At 58.3% G+C, this 21,438-nt stretch carries 19 protein-coding genes; all 19 read left to right on the top strand.

The features are described from left to right. Positions 1-11: 11 nt before the first annotated feature. A complete protein-coding gene (locus ABWH92_RS17250; protein WP_375570491.1) occupies positions 12-959 on the top strand; it encodes a carbohydrate kinase family protein in 948 nt (315 codons plus the stop codon). A 340-nt stretch (positions 960-1,299) separates the two neighbouring features. Next, complete coding sequence (locus ABWH92_RS17255) at positions 1,300-2,565, top strand: ABC transporter substrate-binding protein (protein WP_375570493.1); 1,266 nt, start codon at positions 1,300-1,302, stop codon at positions 2,563-2,565. 204 nt (positions 2,566-2,769) lie between these two features. Next, positions 2,770-3,828: an iron-containing alcohol dehydrogenase gene (locus tag ABWH92_RS17260; RefSeq protein ID WP_375570495.1), complete on the top strand. Its 1,059-nt coding sequence runs from the start codon at positions 2,770-2,772 to the stop codon at positions 3,826-3,828. Between the two features lie 99 nt (positions 3,829-3,927). Further along, complete coding sequence (locus tag ABWH92_RS17265; protein WP_375570497.1) at positions 3,928-4,776, top strand: AraC family transcriptional regulator; 849 nt, start codon at positions 3,928-3,930, stop codon at positions 4,774-4,776. 228 nt (positions 4,777-5,004) lie between these two features. Further along, the gene (locus tag ABWH92_RS17270; protein ID WP_375570499.1) at positions 5,005-6,018 is read left to right on the top strand and encodes a branched-chain amino acid ABC transporter permease; all 1,014 of its coding nucleotides are present in this window, start codon (positions 5,005-5,007) and stop codon (positions 6,016-6,018) included. Between the two features lie 9 nt (positions 6,019-6,027). Continuing rightward, complete coding sequence (locus ABWH92_RS17275; RefSeq protein WP_375570501.1) at positions 6,028-7,095, top strand: branched-chain amino acid ABC transporter permease; 1,068 nt, start codon at positions 6,028-6,030, stop codon at positions 7,093-7,095. Beyond that, on the top strand, positions 7,092-7,901 hold the full coding sequence (locus ABWH92_RS17280; protein WP_375570503.1) for an ABC transporter ATP-binding protein: 810 nt from the start codon (positions 7,092-7,094) through the stop codon (positions 7,899-7,901). Before ABWH92_RS17275 ends, ABWH92_RS17280 begins: the two co-directional genes overlap by 4 nt. A 5-nt stretch (positions 7,902-7,906) precedes the next feature. Continuing rightward, entirely contained in the window at positions 7,907-10,111 is a 2,205-nt protein-coding gene (locus tag ABWH92_RS17285; protein ID WP_375574280.1) for an ABC transporter permease, read from the top strand. Next, positions 10,108-10,935 carry a phosphoenolpyruvate hydrolase family protein gene (locus ABWH92_RS17290; RefSeq protein WP_375570504.1) on the top strand — a complete coding sequence of 276 codons (828 nt, stop codon included), beginning with the start codon at positions 10,108-10,110 and terminating at the stop codon, positions 10,933-10,935. The genes ABWH92_RS17285 and ABWH92_RS17290 overlap by 4 nt, the downstream gene beginning before the upstream one ends. 28 nt (positions 10,936-10,963) lie before the next feature. Further along, on the top strand, positions 10,964-13,615 hold the full coding sequence (locus ABWH92_RS17295) for a flotillin domain-containing protein (RefSeq protein ID WP_375570506.1): 2,652 nt from the start codon (positions 10,964-10,966) through the stop codon (positions 13,613-13,615). Continuing rightward, a complete protein-coding gene (locus tag ABWH92_RS17300) occupies positions 13,616-14,053 on the top strand; it encodes an SRPBCC family protein (protein WP_375570508.1) in 438 nt (145 codons plus the stop codon). A gap of 18 nt (positions 14,054-14,071) precedes the next feature. After that, positions 14,072-14,515, top strand: a complete 444-nt coding sequence (locus ABWH92_RS17305; RefSeq protein ID WP_375570510.1) for an SRPBCC family protein — start codon at positions 14,072-14,074, stop codon at positions 14,513-14,515. Next, on the top strand, positions 14,512-15,318 hold the full coding sequence (locus ABWH92_RS17310) for an FAD binding domain-containing protein (RefSeq protein ID WP_375570512.1): 807 nt from the start codon (positions 14,512-14,514) through the stop codon (positions 15,316-15,318). The genes ABWH92_RS17305 and ABWH92_RS17310 overlap by 4 nt, the downstream gene beginning before the upstream one ends. Then, a complete protein-coding gene (locus ABWH92_RS17315; RefSeq protein WP_375570514.1) occupies positions 15,318-15,794 on the top strand; it encodes a (2Fe-2S)-binding protein in 477 nt (158 codons plus the stop codon). The genes ABWH92_RS17310 and ABWH92_RS17315 overlap by 1 nt, the downstream gene beginning before the upstream one ends. 5 nt (positions 15,795-15,799) lie before the next feature. After that, positions 15,800-17,515, top strand: coding sequence for a xanthine dehydrogenase family protein molybdopterin-binding subunit (locus ABWH92_RS17320; RefSeq protein WP_375570515.1), 1,716 nt, complete (start codon positions 15,800-15,802; stop codon positions 17,513-17,515). Beyond that, positions 17,515-18,552, top strand: a complete 1,038-nt coding sequence (locus ABWH92_RS17325; protein WP_375570517.1) for a xanthine dehydrogenase family protein molybdopterin-binding subunit — start codon at positions 17,515-17,517, stop codon at positions 18,550-18,552. The genes ABWH92_RS17320 and ABWH92_RS17325 overlap by 1 nt, the downstream gene beginning before the upstream one ends. 3 nt (positions 18,553-18,555) lie before the next feature. Continuing rightward, complete coding sequence (locus tag ABWH92_RS17330) at positions 18,556-19,437, top strand: AAA family ATPase (protein ID WP_375570519.1); 882 nt, start codon at positions 18,556-18,558, stop codon at positions 19,435-19,437. Further along, a complete protein-coding gene (locus ABWH92_RS17335) occupies positions 19,434-20,540 on the top strand; it encodes a VWA domain-containing protein (RefSeq protein WP_375570521.1) in 1,107 nt (368 codons plus the stop codon). Before ABWH92_RS17330 ends, ABWH92_RS17335 begins: the two co-directional genes overlap by 4 nt. Further along, a complete protein-coding gene (locus ABWH92_RS17340) occupies positions 20,537-21,430 on the top strand; it encodes an amidohydrolase family protein (protein ID WP_375574281.1) in 894 nt (297 codons plus the stop codon). The genes ABWH92_RS17335 and ABWH92_RS17340 overlap by 4 nt, the downstream gene beginning before the upstream one ends. Positions 21,431-21,438 lie beyond the last annotated feature (8 nt).

Consider the following 21,438-nt stretch of genomic DNA (forward strand, 5'->3'; position numbering starts at 1 on the left):
AGATAATGACTATGGCGCATGATGTTTCGGTGGTCGGGCTCTACATTCTCGATGTGCTTGGTTGCCCTGTGACCAAAATCCCCGACGGAGGCAATGTCGAGTTTATCGATGAAATCCGTCTGACTGTCGCTGGCACCGCAGGAGGGACAGTTGTTGATACGGCCAAGCTGGGACTTAAGAGCCTAGCAGTCGGTGCCGTTGGCAATGATGAAAAAGCTGATTGGGTGATTTCCACGCTCGACGGGTTTGGCATTGATACGTCGACCATGCAGCGCTTGGAGGGCGTACCGACCTCTGCCACCATTTTGAATGTCCGACCAAACGGCGAGCGCCCTGCCCTGCATATGCGCGGCGCATCCGACCATTTCGACCTGCCGCCAGCGATGTATGAGAAGGTGTTTGAAGCGCCGATTGTCCATTTGGGCGGCACAGGCCTGTTGCGCAAGCTCGACGGAGAGCCGAGCCGCATTCTTCTCGAAGAGGCCAAAAAACGCGGCTGCACAACAACGTTTGATCTGATCGCCGCGACAGCGGAAACGGCAGCAATCGTCGATCCGATGCTGCCATTCATCGACTATTTCATGCCTTCGATCGAGGAGGCGATGGACATGTCAGGCTGCGGCACACCGCAGGCCTGTGCCGACCATTATCTCAGCAAGGGAGCGACATGCTGCGTCTTCACACTCGGCGGTGATGGCGCCTACTACGCTCATACTGATGGCACCCGTCTACACAAGCCAGCCTACGAGATTGATGTCGTTGACACTACCGGCTGCGGCGACGCCTTTGATGCGGGGTTCATCTGCGCATTGCACCACAAAATGTCGCCAGAGGAAGCACTTGCGTTCGCCCAAGCCTCTGCTGCCTTGGTCGCCAGCGGTCTTGGTTCGGATGCTGGTATCGTATCGTTTGAAGACACGCTTGAAAGCATGCGGGCCTTTACGACGAAATCCCAGTGAGGCCAGGCCAATCCGCGCAACATCGACAAAGCGATGTCGAGGTGGATGGTACCAGCTGACAAAGGCCTAGGTAACAGGTTCCCCGTCCCGTTTGATTGGTTACACGGCCAGTGTCGCCAAGAACGGGTGAAGCACGCCTCAACCTGTAAGCCGTGACGGGCCAATTAGCCGCTAAGACACAGCCATTAAAGAGACCGTAGGGTATTGCGGAAAACCTCAGGTCATCGCTGCAGCGTATGAGCTCGCTTACTGTTTGGTCAGTTGCTGGATGCTTGGCAGCAGGCGGCAAATTCGGCGACCACAATAAGATCAGCCTGCTCTGTGCATAGGGAGGATACCCATGAAAAAGGCACTCTTTGCAGCCGTTTTGGCCGCGTCAGTTTCCATTCCAGCCGTTGCTGTCTCTCAGGATGAGCCCATTCGCATTGGCATTTTGGTTGCCCTGGAAGGCGCCTTTGCCGAAGGCGGCGCCGATGGCGTGCGCAATGTTGAAATGGCGTTGCAAGAAGTTGGCTTTGAAGCTGGCGGGCGCACCATCGAGTATGTTGTTGCTCCATCCGACACGACGCCTGACACCGCCGTGCGTCAAGCTCGTAAACTGGTCGAACAGGATGACGTGGACATCATTCTTGGCCCACTGTCAGGCTCTGAAGGCATTGCACTGCGCGACTACGCAAAAACGGTGCCTGATATCACGATCATCAACGGCATTTCCGGTGCTTTGGAAACGACCTGGGTTGATCCAGCTGACAACTTCTTCCGCTTCAATCTGGATGGTGCCCAATGGGGTGCCGGCCTGGGCACCTACGTTGTTGAAGAAAAAGGTTGGACTCGCGTCGCTACCGTCGCTGCTGACTACTCGTTCGGTTATACCAACTTCCTCGGTTTTGCCGTCGATTTCTGCCGCGCTGGCGGTGAGATTGCCGAACGTTTCTGGGTGCCGCTTGGCTCCTCAGACTTTGGCGGCGTGATCGCGGCTCTGCCAGATGATGTTGATGCGATTTACTTGGGCGTGGGTGGCACAGATGCCATCAACTTCCTCAACCAGTATCAGCAGGCTGGTAGCGACACGAACCTGATTGGCGGTACCATTATGGCCGACCAAACGGTTCTCACATCGCGAGGGCGCGCCAAAGATGCGTTGATTGGCACACCAACCTCTGGACCACTTGCGGTCGATAACACCGATGAAGCCTGGACCAGCTATGTTCAGCGCTATCAAGATGCCTTCCCCGAAGATGAGCGCTTTCCTGCTCCATCACTGTTCGGTGTCGGCTACTATGTGGCCGCTCTTGCCGCCATCGAAGCAATCAACGAAGTGGATGGCGATCTGAGCGGTGATCAGGCAGCTTTCCAAGCAGCGCTGGGAGCACTTTCGCTGGAAACACCGCTTGGTGTTGTCGAGCTGAATGAGAACCGTCAAGCAACGGGCACTGTGTTCATCAACGAGGTTGTTGAAGATGGTGAAGGTGGTTTGACCAACCAGCTGATGGCCACGCAGGAAGGTGTGAACCAAACACTGGGTATGACACCTGAAGAGTTCCGGGCGATGGGACTCCCATCACGTGACACACCAGACTGCGCTGCACTTGGTGGCGCTGGCTAACCTTAAGAAGCTGAAGACAAGGCCGGGCATGTGCTCGGCCTTGTTGCTTTTGTCCACACACCACGCGATGGCTACGCGCCTTCACCAAACTGCCCAAAGCGAGCCGTCTGCACCACTAAGCAGGCCAACCGACGACCTGTCTCCTACCACCTAAGCCTTCAACAGATCCGACAAGAGATCTGAGTCATTGGGGAGGGACCGAGAATGTCATTGATCACCTTTCTTACCCGCGTCCACTTCGCCGACGGGGTGCTGGAAGATGCTTTGCCCGAAGCCATGCGCAGGCTCGCGACTCGACGACCGCTTCTGCTCACCGATGCCGATGGCCGACACGAGCAAACGCTGGCCCGCATCGAAGATGCAATGGCGCACAGCGTTGTGCTGACATCCTTCCCCAAATTGCCTCACAGTGTGACCGCCGACCGACTCAACGCGGCCACCCAAGTGCTGAGTGCTGGCGAGTGTGATTCCATCATCAGTATAGGCGGCAAAACAGCGATGGATTTTGGCCGTCTTCTGGCCGCCAAAAACACTGGCCACCGCTCCCACCCCATGATCGCTATCCCCACCACCGTGGCCAATGTAGGCCTTGGACCTGTTCACATGCCCGGCATCACCAAACCCAGGACGGCCGCTCTGCCGGCTGCCATTCTGTGTGATGCAACCATGACATTGGATGCGGACAAGCAGACGCTGGCTGCCAACGGGTTCAGTGCTTTGACCAACTGCGTTGAGGCCTTTTTGGCCACCGCATACAACCCGCCGGCTGATGGCATAGCTTTGGAGGGCATTCGTCGCTCTGCGTTGTTTTTGGAACAAGCGGTTGCCGAGCACGGCAATCTGGATGCTCATCGTGAACTGTTGGCCGTGGCGCTTAATGCAGGCCTTGCTTCGCAGAAAGGTCTGGGCGGCGTGGAAGCTCTGGCGCGGGCGACACAAACGGCTTGCGATATCAGCTTGGCCCACGGGCGACTGCACCCAGCGGTGATGCGCCCCGTTCTTGCCTTCAATGCGCCGGCCGTCGGCAACCAGTATGAGCGGATCGTGGAAGCCATGGCCCTGCCCGGCCAGAAGCACGTGGTGGACGCACTGTCCGCCATGAGCAGTCGCCTGGGATTGCCGGAGACACTCACCAGTCTGAAGATCGATTCCGCGCGGCTCGATTATGTTGCAGAGCGCGCTGCGGCAGATCCGGCCAACCTAACCAACCCCCGTCACGCAACGCAGGCGGACTATCGCACACTGCTAGATCAAGCGCTCTAAACGCGCATTCGAGAGAAACAACCTTGACCTTCCCCACGCGCTAAGGGAACCTACTTAAAAAAGTTAAAGCATCATAAGAATGCTGAAAGGGTGGAAACAATGAGCACAGCCATTGCTGTCTTTCATGGCGCATTCGGACGCGTCTGCCTGTACTCGATGGATAAGAAGATGGCGCCACACGGACACCGTGAAGGCCACCTTATTTTCCATGTCGCAGGTCCTGCTGGTCAAATGGTGACCGAAGATCGTTCCTCGCCGATTTCTCCAGGCCAGGCCGTGGCGGTGAGCCCCTGGCAAGCGCATTACTACGAGCCTTTGGACTACAGCGCGCCCACATTGGCGCTTGTGCTTTACATCCGACCTGGCTGGTTCTTGGAGGTTGCACGCCAAGTGTCCGCTTCCATGCGGTTCGGGCGCCCAGGTATCGAGGTGACCGATCATCTGGCTCGCCTCGTCGCTGAAACGGCTCGGGTTATGCTGGATCACGATATGGATGATCCTCTGCTTGAAGATCGTTTGTGTACGCTGACCCAGGCAGCTTATGATCAATCTTGGCAGTGGACTGAAAAAGGCTCGTCCTTCACAGGGCCGACCGGTGCGGCTCCTGATTTTCGTATTCGCAATGCCGTGCGTCTTATACAGCGCAACCTGGGTGGTGAGTTCGAGTTGAACTTCATCGCACGCGAAGTCGGTCTGTCTCGCCCACATTTCTACAAGCTGTTTCGCAACCAGATTGGACTCACACCGAACCTTTACCTCAACGCTTTGCGGATGGAGCGAGCGATTGAACAGCTGAGCGCCACACAAGCTCCGGTGTCTGACATCGGCCTCGATCTAGGCTTCTCAAGCCAGGCCAGCTTCTCACGCTTTTTCATCTCTAACGGCGTGGTTCCACCATCCAATTATCGCCGTTCCGTGCAGTCGATTGATGCTGCTGCCACCTTCTGATCATTTGCACACGGCTTAACCCAGCCGCTGACAAAACGCGCAAATTCACGGGCTTACCACCTTTTCCTGGGTGCGGCGCACAATTGAAACCATCTCCAACATGGCAATGCGTGAAGCAAGCCTGGTGGAGCGATCTTTTGCCGACCAAAAGCGCAATCAACAGACTGTCGGGTATGCCCCCTGTCCAACCACCGCGCTAGCTTCGCCCCAAAGGAGAACGCCGCGCCGATGATCGCTTTTGCATCCCGACGTCCTATCTGGTCCCTGATCATTCTGCTTGCAGCAGCGGTGGTGTTGTGGCTGATTTTTGCGCCCTGGCCTCCAGGGCTGGAAGAGGTGCTTGGCCGCAAGCGCATCTTTCTCAATGCCATTTTTGGCGGCATAACGCTTGGCGCGCTCTACTTCCTTGTTGCCTCTGGTTTCACCCTGATTTTCGGGCTTATGCGCAACGTCAACTTGGCGCACGGCTCTTTGTATCTGTTGGGCGGGTACCTCGGATTTGAAATCTCCGAGTTCACCGGTTCTTGGTTGCTGGCCTTTCCGGTCGTCTTTGTGATCGTCGCTTTGCTCGGCATCGTCTTGCAGCATCAAGTGTTTCGCCGCATGGACGGGGAAGACCTGCGGCAGACCATGGTGACGATCGGAATCTCGGTCGTTCTTGCTGATCTCATGCTTTGGTATTGGGGTGGCCAGAGCTACACGATCTTCGCGCCAGACTGGCTCTCCGGCCCAGCCACCATTCCAGTCATCTCATCCATTCGCGATACAGGTGAGATTGTTTACCTGCGCTACCCAGCTGTGCGTATTGCGATCCTATTTGCCGCCATCGTTATCGGCGTAGGCATGTGGCTTCTGCTCAACAAAACACGCCTTGGAATGTTCGTGCGCGCTGGGGTCGATGACCGCGAAATGCTGGCCGCCTCAGGGGTGCGTATTCAATACATCTTTCTGGGCGTGTTTGCTTTCGGAGCCGGCCTTGCCGGTGTTGCTGGCATTGTTGGTGGCACCTTCCAATCGCTCAGTCCCGGTGAGGATACGCGCTTCCTACTTGCCTCGCTTGTCGTGGTCATCGTCGGGGGGATGGGATCCATTCCAGGCGCGGCCATCGGCGCGTTGATTATCGGTCTGTCGGAACAGTTGGGGCTGATTTATGCACCCACCTATTCGGTGGTCTTCACCTTCTTGATCATGGCCGTCGTGCTTGCCTTCCGTCCACAGGGTCTGCTGGGGAGCTCGCGCTAGGCTATGGCGGTGACCGGCAACACAGACAGGACTTCAAACCGTGAGCGCTCGACCGGCGCACAGAGTTCGTGGGAGCGTGTACCAGCATCGGCTTGGGTCGTTGCTTTGGTGCTCCTCTTCATGCCGGTTATCGCCAACGACTTTGTGCTCTTTCAGGTGTTTGGTTGGACGTTCATTCTCGGCATGATCGCGTTGTCGCTCATGTTCCTTGCTGGCTATGGCGGCATGGTGAGCCTCATCCAGATGTCAGTCGCAGCAATGGCTGGCTACATGGTGGCCATTTTTGGCGTCTCTGGCATTGCCGATCTGTCGCTGGGTATGCCTTGGTGGATCAACATCCCGCTGGCGATACTGATCGCGACTGTTTTTGGCACCCTTGTCGGCGCGCTCGCCGTTCGCACCGAGGGCATCTACACCATCATGATCACGTTGGCGATTGCGTCAGCGTTTTTCTACTTCACGCGCCAGAACTACACTATTTTCAATGGTTATACCGGGTTCAATCTGGTGGTGCCCCCGCAGCTTTTTGGTGTGGATTGGCGTGAGCCGATGCCCTTCTACTATCTCACATTGGGCTGCGCATTTCTGGCCTACTTGGCCGTTGTGTATGTGGCACGCGCGCCTTTTGGGCTGGTACTGCAGGGCATCCGCGACAACCCTCGGCGCATGGCGGCGCTGGGATACAATGTCGTTGCCCACCGCATTGCGGCGTACACCTTTGCCAGCATTATTGCCGCTGTGGGTGGTATCTTGCTGGTTTGGCAGAACGCGCAGGTCGCGCCAGGAACGGCAGGCATTCCCGCTGTCATCGACATTCTTGTCATTGCCGTGATCGGTGGCATTGGCCGCCCTATCGGGGCCTTTATTGGGGCGATCATCTACGTGGTGCTCAGCACCTTTGCGCCAGACTTCTTATTCTCTGTCGGGCTATCAGCTGAGCGGTTTAATCTGCTTATCGGCCTTGGCTTCCTTGCTATTGTGTTCTTTTCGCCGGACGGTGTTCTCGGCCTTTGGGACCGCTGGCAAGAACGTCGCCGCAAGCGCCGTGATCCGCTCACCGGGAGCGATGAGTCATGAACGTGCTTGCGGTTCCAGATAGTGCCGAACGCATGAGCTCGGTCAGTTCGGGCAATGCATTGGAGTTGCGTGGCGTTACGAAGATGTTTGGCGCGCTCGCAGCCATTTCCGATATCACCTTGACCGTTGGATCAGGCGAACGCCGTGCTGTTCTCGGGTCGAACGGTGCAGGGAAAACAACGCTTTTCAACTGCGTTACCGGTGACTTCTTTCCAACCAGCGGCACAATTCGCCTGTTTGGCGAGGATGTTTCCAACTTCCCCGCCTATGAGCGGATCCGTCGCGGTTTGCGCCGCACCTATCAGATCAGCCTCCTGTTCGGCGGTCTAAGCGTCAACGACAATGTTTATCTCGCCTGTCGTGGCGCATCGCGTGGTCGCTTCTCTTTGGTACGCACCCGTCACAATGATGCGCTGCGGGTTCGCGTCGCTGAACTGATTGAGGCGGTGAACCTCACCGAGGTCAGCGATGCGCTTGTATCAGAGTTGAGTTATGGTCAGCAGCGCCAACTAGAGATCGCGCTGGCACTTGCCGGTGCGCCGCGCCTTATTCTGTTTGATGAACCTGCCGCTGGCCTTTCACCGACAGAGCGCGCCGAACTCATCAACATCCTCACATCCCTGCCCAGCCACATTGGCTATGTGATCATTGAGCATGACATGGACGTTGCGCTGCGCGTGGCTGAAAGCGTCACCATGATGCACAATGGCAGGGTCTTCAAGGAAGGAACGCCGGAGGAAATCGAAAACGATCCTGAGGTTCAGGCTCTCTATCTTGGGCATGGGGAAGATGGGGGTCACGCGTGATGGCGATGGATAACCGCCGCGGCCCAGCAGCCCTCGAAATTAAGGGGCTCAATGTCTACTACGGCGCCTCGCACGCGCTGCAGGGCGTGGACCTGAAACTGGACTCTGGTGTGCTCTCAGTCGTTGGCCGCAACGGCATGGGCAAAACGACGTTGTGCAAGGCGATCATGGGCCTGGTGCCGGTCGCCAGCGGCTCCATCAGTTTTGGTGGTCAATCACTTGTTGGCAAAGACCCAACCGACATCTCTCGCATGGGTATTGGTTATGTGCCGCAGGGCCGTCGCCTGTGGCCCACCCTTTCGGTGGATGAGCACCTAAAAATGGTTGCCACAAAAGGCGGGAATTGGACCGTGGAGCGGGTTTACGCCACCTTCCCTCGCCTTGCCGAACGCAAAAGCAATGGCGGTGGTCAGCTGTCCGGTGGCGAGCAACAGATGCTCGCGATCTCACGCGCACTTCTGCTGAACCCCCAGCTTCTGGTGATGGATGAGCCAACCGAGGGGCTGGCACCGGTTATCGTCGATCAGGTTGAGGAGATGCTTCTGCGTCTCGGCGAAGAAGGCGACATGGAAGTGCTCGTAATTGAGCAAAACATCGGCGTCGCCTGCGCAGTGGCCGACGAAGTGGCCATCATGGTCAATGGCCGCGTGGCACGCATGGCGCCTGCCGCAGCGTTGGCCGCCGACCGTGATCTGCAGCAGAGATTGCTGGGAGTTGGCCGTCACGCGCATGATGACACGCCTGAGCCTGATGCCCCCGTGAGTGGTGCGTCGGCAAGCGATACCGGACATGCACCTGCGCCGCATGCGACCAAGATTTACAATTCCAATCCGACCATTCCCAACCGCTGGTCAAAACCCGTTCCCGTTGATCAACTGGAGCGTTTAGCCCGCGTTGTCACAGCCTCGACGCCAACCAGTACAAGCGTTGCGCAAGTTGAGATCAGACCGCTCACATCGCCAGGTGAAAGCGTAGTGCTAGTGGCTGGCACTCTGGACACAAAAGGCGATGAACTGCGCTACATGCGCGATATCATCCGCGCTGCTGGTGTACCGGTGCGCATGGCCGACCTGTCGACATCCGGTGGGCATTCGGGCGCCGAGGTTCCAGCCCATCAGATTGCAGCCTTCCATCCACGTGGTGCTTCTGGAGTGTTCACCGGTGATCGCGGTACGTCAGTGGCAGGCATGGTGCAGGCCTTTGAGCGCTGGATTGAGCGTCAGTCAGGCATTGCAGGTATCCTGTCTGCAGGCGGGTCTGGCGGCACAGCTATGGTGTCTCCGGCCATGCGAGCGCTACCGGTGGGCGTGCCCAAGCTGATCGTGTCGACGGTCGCGTCAGGGCAGGTGTCTCAATACATTGGTCCGTCGGACATCACCATGATGCATGCGGTGGCTGATGTTCAGGGACTCAACGTTCTCACCGAGGAAGTGCTCGGCAACGCTGCCAACGCCATGGTTGGCATGGTGAAGGCCCGCCGCCAAGCTGCAGCAAACCGAATACAGAAAGCTGTTGCAAAACCCGCGGTTGGCCTCACCATGTTCGGCGTCACAACGCCATGCGTGCAGCAAGTGGTGGCGCGTATGGGCGATGACGTGGATTGCCTGGTTTTTCACGCCACGGGCATTGGCGGTCGGTCGATGGAGAAACTCATCGATTCCGCCAAGATCACTGGCGTGATCGACACCACGACCACCGAGATTTGCGACATGTTAGTTGGTGGCGTCTTCCCGGCGACGGAAGATCGCTTCGGCGCCGTTATCCGCACACGCTTGCCTTACATTGGTTCAGTTGGTGCAACCGATATGGTCAACTTCGGCGCGCCTGACACTGTGCCAGATCAGTTCAAAGGACGGACTTTTTACGAGCACAATCCGCAGGTGACGCTCATGCGCACAACGCCGGAAGAGTGCACGCAGATCGGCCAATGGATCGGCGGTCGCCTCAACGAGATGGAGGGGCCGGTGCGCTTCTTCCTGACCGAAGGCGGCGTTTCGGCACTCGATGCTCCAGGCCAACCTTTCCATAATCCTGCCGCTACAGCGGCGTTGTTCAACGCCCTCAAAAGCACGGTGCGCGCTACCAACAATCGTCAGCTAATTACCGTGCCTCACCACATCAATGACCCAGCCTTCGCCGACACACTTGTTAGCGCCTATCGGGCGCTGCATGGCGGTCGGCCCGTACGAGGAAAGCAAGCAAGCCGATGATCCCCCGACATCAAATTTTAGAGAGATTCCGCGCCATGATCGCCGCTGGCGAGCCTATCATTGGTGGCGGTGCAGGCACTGGTCTGTCCGCCAAATGCGAAGAAGCAGGCGGTATCGACCTCATCGTGATCTACAACTCCGGGCGCTACCGCATGGCCGGTCGTGGTAGCCTGGCAGGCCTCATGCCTTATGGCGATGCCAATGCGGTTGTTATGGAGATGGCTGGTGAAGTGCTACCAGTGGTCAAGAACACGCCCGTTCTTGCAGGTGTATGTGCTACCGATCCCTTTCGCTTGATGCCGGTTTTTCTTGATGAGTTGAAGCGCGTTGGCTTCTCCGGCGTCCAGAACTTTCCAACTGTTGGACTGATCGATGGCACCTTCCGGGTCAACCTGGAAGAGACTGGCATGGGCTTCGGCCACGAGGTCGACATGGTCAAGCTGGCAGCCGAACGCGACATGCTGACGACGCCCTATGTGTTCAGTCCCGAAACTGCTGAAGCCATGGCCAAGGCAGGCGCGGATGTGATCGTGGTTCATCTGGGCCTCACCACCGGCGGTGCCATTGGCGCTGACACAGCCGTCACGCTCGAGCAGTGCCCCGGCCTTGTTGATGAGTGGGCCGAAGGCGCGCTCAAAGTGAATAAGGATGCGATCATCCTGGTGCATGGCGGCCCGGTCGCCATGCCCGATGATGCCGACTACGTGCTCAAGAACTCGCAAACCTGCCACGGCTTTTATGGCGCATCCTCTATGGAACGCCTGCCGACCGAAGTGGCTTTGACGGAACAAACAAGCGCGTTCAAGCGCATCAAGGGTCGCTGACACCACGTCAGCGGAATGGGAGGATCTCATGTCCGGACAACTTATCGGAGAGCTGATTTTGTGGCTGATCGTGGCGGTTATCGTCATCGCGATCATCTACTGGGTCATGCAATGGCTGTATAAGCGCTCAACCAAAGAAGTGGCGTTCGTGCGCACCGGTTTTCTGGGCGAAAAGGTCGTCATAGATGGTGGTGCCTTTGTCTGGCCAATCATCCACGACATCACCCCGGTCAACATGAACACCCTGCCGCTGGCGGTCAGCCGTACCAATGATAATGGGCTGATCACCAAAGACCGCATGCGCGTTGATGTTGAGGCAGAGTTCTACATCCGTGTTCGTCAGGACAAGCAATCGGTCGCCATGGCCGCCGCGACTCTTGGCCGTCGCACCTTGGAAGCAGAAAACCTGCACGGGCTTCTTTCCGGCAAATTTGAAAGTGCCATGCGTGCTGTCGCTGCTGAAATGGACATGGCCAGCATGCACGAGAACCGCCACACCTATGTGGAACGTGTGCGCGCGCTGGCTCAGGACGATTTGGAAAAGAACGGGCTGGAACTGGAGTCGGTGGCCATCATCGACATCGATCAAACCGCACTGGAGTACTTCAATCCATCCAACCGCTTTGATGCCGAGGGTCTCACCTCCCTGATCCAAGATATTGAAGAGCGTCGCAAGCTGCGCAACGACATCGAGCAGGACTCGATGATCAAAATCCGCGCCCGCAACCTAGAGGCCGAAAAGCAGGCCCTGGAAATTGAGCGCGAAAGTGAATCAGCTCGCCTTGCACAAGAGCGTGAGGTGGAGTTCCACCGTGCTCAGCAACGCGCTGAATTGGCCAGAGAGCGTGCCGAACGTGAAACCGAAGCTGAAAGCGCGGAAATCTCTGCACGCGAAGCCATCGAAAAAGCCCGCATCGCTAATGAGCGCGGCATAGCCGAGGCTCGCATCGCTTCAGAACGTGAAATCAAGGCGCGGGAGATCGCCCGTCAGAAAGAAATCGATTCCGAAGAGATTGCAGCGCGCGAGACCACCGAGACGGCCCGCATTCTTCAGGAGCGCGCTATCACCGAGGCGCGCATCGCCAATGAGAAAGAAACCCAAGCGCTAGAAATCGCCCGTCAAAAAGAAATTGAGAGCGAAGAGATCAGCGCTCGCGAAGAGACAGAGCGCGCACGGATCGCGCAAGAGAAGGCCGTCGCTGAAGCACGTATCGCCAAGGATCGCGAAACCCAGGAGCTGGAGATCCAGCGTCAGAAAGCTGTCCGTCAGGCAGAGATCGAAGCCAACGAGGCCAACGAAAAGCGCCGTATGGCGCAGGATCTTCTGCTGGCTCAAACGCGCATCAAAGGCGAGGAAGACATCAAGCAACGCGAGATCGCCCGTCAACAAGCGCTGGATGAAGCAGAGATCACATCTCGTGAAACCACGGAGCGGCTGCGCATTCTTCAGGCCGCTGAGGTGTCGCAGGCACGCATTGCCGAAGACCAGCGGGTGCGAGAGCTGGAGATCGACCGGCAGAAGGCTGTTGAGGCCGCTGAAATTGCTGCCTCCGAGGCGGTTGAAGCTGCCCGCATCGCCCGGGAAAAACAAATCGCTGCGACGCGTATTGCAGCGGATGAAGAAACACAAAGCCTGCAAATCGAACGCAACAAAGCCATTGATGCCGCGCGTATCGCCGCTGACGAGGCGATTGAGCAAGCACGCATTGCGCAATCCAAAACGGTGGATGCTGAGCGCGCGGCTGCCAAAGCGAGTGTAAAGAAAGCCGAAATCGAGGCCAACCAAGCCGTTGAAACGGCTGAGATTGACCGCGAGAAGGAAGTGGAAGCCGCTCAGGTCGAACGCCGACGCACACTGGAACAGTTGGAGATCGCGCGCGTCCAGATGCTGCGCGAGGCCGAGATCGCCAGCCAGGAAGAGGTGGAACGCGCCCGCGTTGCCTCTGAGCGTGGGCTGGATGAAATCCGCATCGGTCACGAGACTGAACGTCGCCGCCTTGAGGTCGAACGAGAGCGCGAAGTTGAGACTGTGCAGATGGAAAAAGCCATCGTGCTCTACCAGAAGTCTCTGGAAGAAAGTGCCGCCCGTGCCGAAGCTGATGCCGCGCGCGCCCGTGCAGCCGAGGCTGAAGAGAAGGTGCAAACCGTTCGCGAAACGGAGGCGGCCAACCGCAAGAAGTCTGTCGATGTGTTGATGGCCGAAAAGGCTGCTGCCGAAGCCAAGCACATTGCAGAGGCGGAAAAAATGCGGGCTGTTGTGGAAGCAGAAGCTCAACGGCTCATCAACGAAGCCGAAAATGTGCTTACCGATCCGGCCCGTGCCTCGCTGTTCCGCCGCAAGATGCTGGAGCATGTGGAGGGTATCGTCTCAGCCAGCGTCAAGCCGCTTGAGAAGATACAAGACATTCGCATCATGCAGCTCGATGGCGGCGTTGGTGGCGGCGGTGGAGCCAGCGAAGGTTCGCCGACAGATGAGGTGATCAACTCCGCACTTCGCTACCGGGTGCAGGCGCCGTTGATTGACGGACTGTTGTCGGACATTGGCATTGATGGAGCCAACCTTTCCAAACAAGGTGGCCTCATCCGCGAAGCATCCGACATGCAGCGGGTGGCCAATGAAGTCGCCAAGGCGCCGAAGTCAGACGGCAAGGCTGCACCCAAAGATGGGAGCAAAAAGTAGATGGCCCGCGTTTACATTTCATCGGTAATCGACGTGCCTGCCACACAGGTTTGGGAACGGGTGCGCGACTTCAACGGACTGCCGCGCTGGCACCCAAGCATTCGCGATAGCCGTATCGAAAATGGCGAGCCTGCAGACAAGGTCGGCTGTATCCGAGACTTCTACCTGCAAAATGGCGATCGCATTCGCGAGCAGCTGCTTGGCCTGTCGGACTACGATATGTTCTGCACCTACTCGATCTTGGAAAGCCCAATGCCGCTGACCGACTATGTCGCCACCCTAAGGCTAACGCCGATCACCGATGGTGACCGTTGTTTTGCGGAATGGAGCGCTGAGTTTGAGTGCGATGAGTCCGAGGAAGAGGGATTGGTGAGCGGCATTGGCGACAATGTTTTCCAAGCCGGGTTCTCAGCCCTCAAACGGCAATTGGCGACGTAGGCGCGCGCGGGTTCAGTCATGGTCAAGGTTGTCAAAAGCACGATCATTGAAGCGCCGGTTGAGGACGTGTGGGCAATCCTGCGCGACTTCAACGGTCACGACCAATGGCATCCAGCGATTGCGCAAAGCGGCATCGAGCGCGGCAACCCATCAGACATGGTGGGATGCGTGCGCAAGTTCCGTCTTACTGATGGCTCGGAACTGCGAGAGCGGCTTTTGACGCTGTCGGACATCGACATGGCGTTTAGTTACTGCCTGGAGGACACGCCCATTCCGCTGCTGAACTATGTGGCTCACGTGCGGCTGACCCCGGTGACGGATGGTGATTGGACATTTTGGAACTGGGAAAGCCGGTTCGACACACCCAAAGGACGGCAGGACGAGCTGAAAACACTGGTGTCCGAAGGCGTTTACCAGGGTGGCTTTGATGCGATCCGCGAACAGATGGGACTTGCCACATGAGCGATGTGCAAACCGTTGCAACCCTTGCTGATGCCGCCCGTCAAATGGGTGCAGACAGCGCCTATCTGGGCGGTGGAACCGTTCTGATGCGCGATGTCAACGCAGGCACTGCCCCCTCGCGCTTGGTGCGCACCACCGATCCGGCGCTCGGCGAGATACGGGCGTTGGGTGATCGCGTGGTTATCGGGGCAGGTGTTACGATGGCGCAGATTTTGGCTCACCGCGACCTCGATTTCCTTCATCCTGTTGCCCGCCTAATTGGTGGCCCGCAAGTCCGCAACATGGGCACCGTTGGAGGCAATCTGTTTGCTCCACACCCTTATGGCGATTTTGCCGTCGCTCTTTTAGCGCTCGGCGCACAAGTGACGATGGCAGGCGCATCAAGTGGTTCAGCACGACCCATAGACGATGTGCTCAGGGACCGCGAACGCCCCTCAGGTCTGGTTGCCTCTGTTGAAGTTCAGCGCCCATCAGCCGGTTCATTTGGCTTTCGCAAGGTCAGCCGCGTCAAACCCAAGGGCGTGTCAGTCATGTCGATTGCGGTTCTCGCGCCGCAGTCCGGCGGGCGCATCCAAGGAGCACGTGTTGCCTGGGGCGCGATGGCGTCTGGGCCAGTCCGCGGACAAGCCGTGGAACGCGCCCTGGATGGCCAGTCGTTGGATTCAACCACGATAGAGCGAGCCGCTCAGGTTGCAACCGATGGCCTGAGCCCACCAACGGATCCGCTGGCAACCAGCTGGTATCGCCAGGAAGTGGCAGGGGTTCATCTGCGTCGACTGCTCCAATCCATGGGAGGCCGCTGATGGCCAAGAAGCCCGTCAATCTAACGCTGAACGGTATGCCGACAGCAGCTTTCGCTGATCCAAGACAAAACCTGCTGGAGTTTCTGCGGCGCGGCGTGGGCGACCTGACACCCAAATACGGTTGCGGACAAGGCACTTGCGGCGCGTGCACCGTGACCATTGACGGTGAAACGCAACTCTCATGCCTCGTGCTTGCTGAAACCGTTGACGGCAAGGCTGTCGGCACCGCAGGCGGTCTTGCTGACGGTGCGCAGCTGGACCCGCTGCAAGAGGCGTTCATGGAGAAGTTCGCGGCTCAGTGCGGGTATTGCACACCGGGCATGCTGGTTTCTGCGCGTGCGCTGTTGGAGCGCAATCCCAACCCAACACGTGAAGACGTTATCGAAGGCATTTCGGGAAACCTCTGCCGTTGCACAGGCTACGAGCCAATCATTGAAGCCATCCTTTCTGTTGCGAACGGGAGGGCTTCGGCGTGAACGACATGACCAACACTTTTGAGTTTCGTAAAGAACTGTTCGCTGATGAGCGCGACGAAAACCTCAACGAAATCGGCAAGCGCGCGCGGCGCCAGGACATTGAGGGCCATGTAACGGGCCGATCACCCTTCTACGACGATCACCTGTTCGATGGGTTACTGCACATGCGTTGCGTGCGCTCGCCCCACCACCACGCCCGCATTCGTCGCATCGATACCTCACAGGCAGACAGCATGCCGGGCGTTGTGCGCATCATCACCGGTGCTGATGTTCCCACCAACATGAACACGCTGTTATCGCTGCTCGATTTTGGGCTGGATGATGAGCCGGTTCTGTCCGTCTCCAAGGTGGCCTATGTCGGCGAGCCCGTTGCCGCTGTCATCGCCCATACCGAAGCCGAAGCACGCGCGGCGGTGAAGGCGGTACAGGTGGAATGGGACATCCTACCCCATGTCCATGATGTGGAAGAAGCCCTGAAGCCCGGCGCGCCAACTGTGTGTGACGTCTATCCCAGCAACGCGTTCATCTACCACGGCAAGTACGACCATCAGAAGCTTCGCTATGGCGATGTGGATGCCGCCATGGCCTCAGCGGACCATATTGTTGAAACACGCCATCAGATGTCGCCCATCGAGCAGGCTCCCATAGAAACATGCGGCGCGATTGCAGCACCTGAGCAGAACGGCCGCTATGTTTGCTACACCGGCACCCAGGGCTTGTTCTTCTCGCTTGGTACGGCGGCTAAGGTACTCAATCAGCCATCTTCGCGGTTGCACTTCATTGGCGGTACAGTTGGCGGCGGTTTTGGTGGGAAAGTGGATTCCATCCATGAGCCTCTGGCCATTTTGGGCACGATGCTGACCGGCAAGCCGTGTAAATCGCATTGGGACCGCGAAGAAGAAATGCAGGTGGGTGCTCCACGTGGTGCCGAGCGTTGGTACATCACCGACGGGGTTATGAATGATGGCCGCATCGTCGCTCGCAAGTTTCGCGGTTACTTCGATTGTGGCGCCTACACACGGCTCTCATCCTACGCCGTGATCAAGTCAGTCGGGCACCTTCCTGGCCCGTACACCATCCCGAATGTCTACGCAGATGTTTACTGCGTTTATACCAACCGCACACCTGCAACGGCTATGCGCGGCTTTGGCATCACTGGCGTGGATTTTTCCATCGAAGCGCATATGGATCAGGTCGCAGAAACAGTGGGCATCAATCCCATCGATCTGCGTATTCTCAATGCTTATCGCGATGGCGATATGAAGGCCCATCGGCGTATCGCCAAGAACTGTGCGTTCATCGAGTGTTGCCAGGTTGTTGCCGAAAAGGCTGGTGTGACGATCAAGCCAGAGTCGAAGGCGGCCTCGTCCTTGCGCGATGGCGGCGGCGCACGCGGTCAACTGCCAGCGCACACTGCAACCGATGAACATGGGCGCGTGGAGGGCTTTGAAGGCTGGAGCTACGCGCGCAAGGGCGGGGGTAATGCCACGACCGGCAGCGTACCTTCGAGTTCAACTCCGGTCGTGCCGTCTGCACCTGCTTCTCAACCCACGACGCGACCATCGCCGCCTCCCCCCAACACACCAAGACAGCAGTCAACGCCCACAACTCAGTCAACCCCGGCGCAAACTCCCCCCACCGCGCCGGCGCCTGCCAGCACGGCAACCAAGAGGCGCTCACCCTCCCGCTTTTCCTCCATCTCTGGCTTCAGGAGGCGCTGATGGCCATTCACACAGGTCGCGGCTTTGCGGCGATCAACTATCCGATCGGCATGAATTTGGGCGGAGACCCGTCGCAGGCGCTTGTCCATTCCAACCCTGACGGCAAGTTCACCGTGGCCCTATCGGCTATTGACCTGGGGCAAGGCATGAAGTCGGTGACCCGACAGATCGCCGCCGAAACCTTAGGCGTGCCGTTGGCTGATGTTTATGTCGACACCGCCGACAGTGACACCGGCCCGCACGATATGGGTTCCTTTGCCAGCCGTGGCACGCACCGGATGGGCAATGCGGTCATCCAAGCCTCGTTGGAAGCTCGCTCGGTGATGCTAGAAGCAGCCGCCGAAGAGCTGGAAGTCGATCCGGGCGATCTGGTCACCGATGGGCAAGGCAACATCCATGTAAGGGGCGCGCCATCGCGCTCCATCACCACCATGGCTGCCTCGCAGGCCGCACAGTTTAAGCAAGGCCGCACCATTGCGGGGCGCGGCATCTTCCTCGTCCCATTGTCCGAAGTGGATCCAGAAACCGGTGAGATGTCACCGGTTACCACCTTCGCCCATGCCGCCATGCTGGTGGAAGTCGAGGTGGATGATGAAACCGGAGAAGTGGCCGTCACCGACATGCAGTCGGCCTATGAGGTTGGCCGCGCCTTGAACCCGGGGATGGTGGAGCAGCAACTGCGTGGCGGTGCCTGGATGGGCATGAGCCATGCCGCTTGGGAAACGACGGAGCCTTACTACCCACAGCGTGACCATGGCCCTGTCGATTTCAACGACTATCTGATGCCAGGTCCTGGCGATCTTGCACCCCATCACATCTCAGTTCTGGAACGCCCGGCTGAGGACGGTCCTTTTGGCGGGAAAGGCCCCGGTGAGATGTGCGCCAATCCTGTCCTTCCTGCTGTCGTCAACGCGATCTACGACGCGGTGGGTGTGCGCTTGTATGAACTGCCGGTCACACCGGAAAAGGTTCTGCGCGGCCTGCAAGCCAATGGTGGGGCAAAACCACGCCAGATGATCTCAGGCATGGCTGGATAAAGCATGCCCGTTCGCCGACTCCCTGCCGGATTGGGTGGACCGCCAGCGCTGGCGAGCGCGCTGCGTGATGCGCAATATATTGCATCCGACGATTTGGCGACGGCGACCTTTCTGGCGCTTTCGTTGCAAAAGCCATTGCTTCTTGAGGGTGCGCCAGGGGTTGGCAAAACTGAAGGCGCAAAAGCACTTGCCTCCATTATGGGGCGCGAGCTGGTTCGCCTGCAATGCTATGAGGGTATCGATGCATCAGCGGCAATGTATGAGTGGAACTTCCCGCGCCAGATGTTGGCCATCCGCCAAGCTGGTGATGACTATGTGAACCTCTACAGCGATGAGTTTCTGATCGCTCGGCCAATCCTGCAAGCGTTGGAGCAGCCGAGTGATCGTGTGCTGTTGATCGATGAAATCGACCGCGCAGACCATGAGTTCGAAGCGTTCCTGCTGGAGTTCCTGTCCGACTTCACACTCTCCATTCCCGAGCGCGGCACAATGCGTGCGGTTGAGCCGCCCATTGTTGTTCTCACGTCCAATCGCACCCGTGAACTGCATGAAGCGCTGCGACGCCGGTGTGTCTATCACTGGATCGACTATCCAGACCCAGCGCTTGAGGCGAGCATTGTCATGATGCGCGCATCGACCGTCGCTCACGACACTGCGCACAAGGTGGTTGCTGCAGTTGGCCAGTTGCGCGAGCAACCTCTGGCCAAGCCCCCGGGCGTGGCGGAAACGGTGGAGTGGGCCGAGGCAGCAACACTGTTGCACCAACAGGGCGCAACCTGGCCACGGGCTTTCGCGCGCGCTATCGGGGTCGTCCTGAAAGACCAAGATGATCTGGAGTTCATAGCACCGCAGGTGGATGCTCTGCTGGAGCGGGTGGCATCATGAGCGTACACGCGTTGCCCACTGCTGCCACACCCTTTCTGCGGTTTGCGCTGGCACTTCGGCAATCAGGCTTTCCTGCGGCGCCCGAGCAAAGCGAGATGTTCCTTGCTTCGGTTGGCCTGCTTGGCCCGACATCCATGTTGGATATTCGTCGGGCGGCACATGCTATCTTTGGACCCGCGCCGGAACGCCGCGATGAGTTCGACGAAGTGTTCGACAGCATCTTCCTTGGCCGCAGTTTTGCGGCGCCAGCTGAGGGTGCGCCAGAAGATATGCCCAATGCCTATGATGGCGGCGAGTTTGAGCTGCTGCCTGATCCCGATGAGGAAGAACCTTCCGGCGCGGATGCAACACAGCTTGAACGGCTGAACCAGCGCGTTTTCGACACGCAGGATGAGGACGCAACCCTGCGGTTGTTTGCGAAGAGTGCGTCACGTGCGCTGCCACGGCGCAAGTCGCGCCGTACCCAAGGCGGAAAGGGACGTTTGGCTGACGCGCGCCGGGCGTTCCGCGACATGTTGCGCAGAGATGGCGAAATCGCCGCATTGCCAACACGCACACGTCGCCAGCGTCAACGCCGTGTGCTCATGCTGATAGATGTCTCAGGTTCCATGAAGACGGGAACCGACAGTCGCCTTCGGTTGGCCCACGCCTTGGTGCAAGCGGGTGAGCGCGTGGAAGTTTTTACCCTCGGCACACGCCTGACACGGGTCACACGAGCCCTTAAGCACCGCAACCGCGATCAAGCCATGGCTCTTGCCTCTGGTCTTGTTGCCGACTGGGATGGTGGCACACGGTTGGGCGATGCTTTGGCCGTTTTCCTCTCCGTTCCACGTTTCGCATCTTTTGCCCGAGGCGCGCTGACAGTCATCGTGTCTGACGGGCTAGAGCGTGGTCGGCCGGAAGCGCTGGTAGCTGCCATGACAAAGCTGCGCGGCCTCTCCTGGTCTACTCTTTGGCTCTCGCCCTTGGCAGCCGATCCAGCCTATCGGCCGGACACCGAAGCCATGCGCATGATCCTGCCAATGATCGACGAATTGGGCGATGGCTCAACGGGGCAGACCCTGGCCCATGAAGTGATCTCGTTCGCCAAGGGAGCGCGCTGATGCAGGTTGTCGACAGCCATTTCCACGTTTGGCAGCAGGCAGACCTGCCCTGGCTTTCCGGTCCTATGCAGCCGCGCATTTTTGGCCCCTATGAGCCGATCCGTCGTGACTATCTGATGGCAGAGTATCTCGAAGACACCCGCCATACCGGTGTTGAGAAATCGGTCTATGTGCAGGCCAACTGGCCAGTTGATCAAGCTGAGGACGAAGTTGCCTGGGTCTCCACAATTGCCAAGGAGACGGGCTGGCCGCACGGTATTGTTGGTTATGCCGATATGACCGTGGAGGATGTGCGTTCAGCGCTCGACCGCCTAACCGTATACCCGCGCATGCGCGGCATTCGCCAGCAATTTCATTGGCATGAAAATCCGCTGTTTCGGTTTGCGGCTCACGGCGATGTCTGCCAGGACAAGACCGTTCAGGCGAATGTAGCGCGCTTGGCTGATTATGGTTGGAGCTTTGACCTGCAAGTCTTTGCCGGTCAAATGGATGGCGCCTGTGAGCTGGTCGACGCCTGCCCGGATGTGACGTTTGTGCTGCAACATGCAGGCATGCTGACCGACACCAGCCAGGAAGGTCGTGACCACTGGCGCAGGCAGACGGCTAAGCTCGCGGCCCGGCCCAATGTGACGTCCAAGCTTTCAGGTTTTGGCACCTTCATTCACAAGCGCGACGCGCAGCACATCACCTGGCTGACGCGCGAGACGGTGGCACTGTTTGGCGCTGAGCGCTGTCTGTGGGGCTCCAATTTTCCCATCGAAAAGCTCTGGACCGACTACCCGTCGCTTCTCGATACCCATCGCATGGCGGCAGGCGCCTTAAGCACTGCCGAGCAAGCGGCCATTTTCAACGACACTGCAAGCCGGGTCTACCGGCTCAGCGAACACTAAACTTGGGA

Source organism: Ahrensia marina, assembly GCF_042140245.1.
GTDB lineage: Bacteria > Pseudomonadota > Alphaproteobacteria > Rhizobiales > MH13 > MH13.

Coding starts and splice junctions, on each gene's coding strand:
- ABWH92_RS17315 (WP_375570514.1), top strand. CDS start 15,318: ATGGCCAAGAAGCCCGTCAATCTAACGCTGAACGGTATGCCGACAGCA.
- ABWH92_RS17265 (WP_375570497.1), top strand. CDS start 3,928: ATGAGCACAGCCATTGCTGTCTTTCATGGCGCATTCGGACGCGTCTGC.
- ABWH92_RS17305 (WP_375570510.1), top strand. CDS start 14,072: ATGGTCAAGGTTGTCAAAAGCACGATCATTGAAGCGCCGGTTGAGGAC.
- ABWH92_RS17295 (WP_375570506.1), top strand. CDS start 10,964: ATGTCCGGACAACTTATCGGAGAGCTGATTTTGTGGCTGATCGTGGCG.
- ABWH92_RS17335 (WP_375570521.1), top strand. CDS start 19,434: ATGAGCGTACACGCGTTGCCCACTGCTGCCACACCCTTTCTGCGGTTT.
- ABWH92_RS17280 (WP_375570503.1), top strand. CDS start 7,092: ATGAACGTGCTTGCGGTTCCAGATAGTGCCGAACGCATGAGCTCGGTC.
- ABWH92_RS17325 (WP_375570517.1), top strand. CDS start 17,515: ATGGCCATTCACACAGGTCGCGGCTTTGCGGCGATCAACTATCCGATC.
- ABWH92_RS17320 (WP_375570515.1), top strand. CDS start 15,800: ATGACCAACACTTTTGAGTTTCGTAAAGAACTGTTCGCTGATGAGCGC.
- ABWH92_RS17310 (WP_375570512.1), top strand. CDS start 14,512: ATGAGCGATGTGCAAACCGTTGCAACCCTTGCTGATGCCGCCCGTCAA.
- ABWH92_RS17260 (WP_375570495.1), top strand. CDS start 2,770: ATGTCATTGATCACCTTTCTTACCCGCGTCCACTTCGCCGACGGGGTG.
- ABWH92_RS17255 (WP_375570493.1), top strand. CDS start 1,300: ATGAAAAAGGCACTCTTTGCAGCCGTTTTGGCCGCGTCAGTTTCCATT.
- ABWH92_RS17290 (WP_375570504.1), top strand. CDS start 10,108: ATGATCCCCCGACATCAAATTTTAGAGAGATTCCGCGCCATGATCGCC.
- ABWH92_RS17270 (WP_375570499.1), top strand. CDS start 5,005: ATGATCGCTTTTGCATCCCGACGTCCTATCTGGTCCCTGATCATTCTG.
- ABWH92_RS17250 (WP_375570491.1), top strand. CDS start 12: ATGGCGCATGATGTTTCGGTGGTCGGGCTCTACATTCTCGATGTGCTT.
- ABWH92_RS17300 (WP_375570508.1), top strand. CDS start 13,616: ATGGCCCGCGTTTACATTTCATCGGTAATCGACGTGCCTGCCACACAG.
- ABWH92_RS17285 (WP_375574280.1), top strand. CDS start 7,907: ATGGATAACCGCCGCGGCCCAGCAGCCCTCGAAATTAAGGGGCTCAAT.
- ABWH92_RS17330 (WP_375570519.1), top strand. CDS start 18,556: ATGCCCGTTCGCCGACTCCCTGCCGGATTGGGTGGACCGCCAGCGCTG.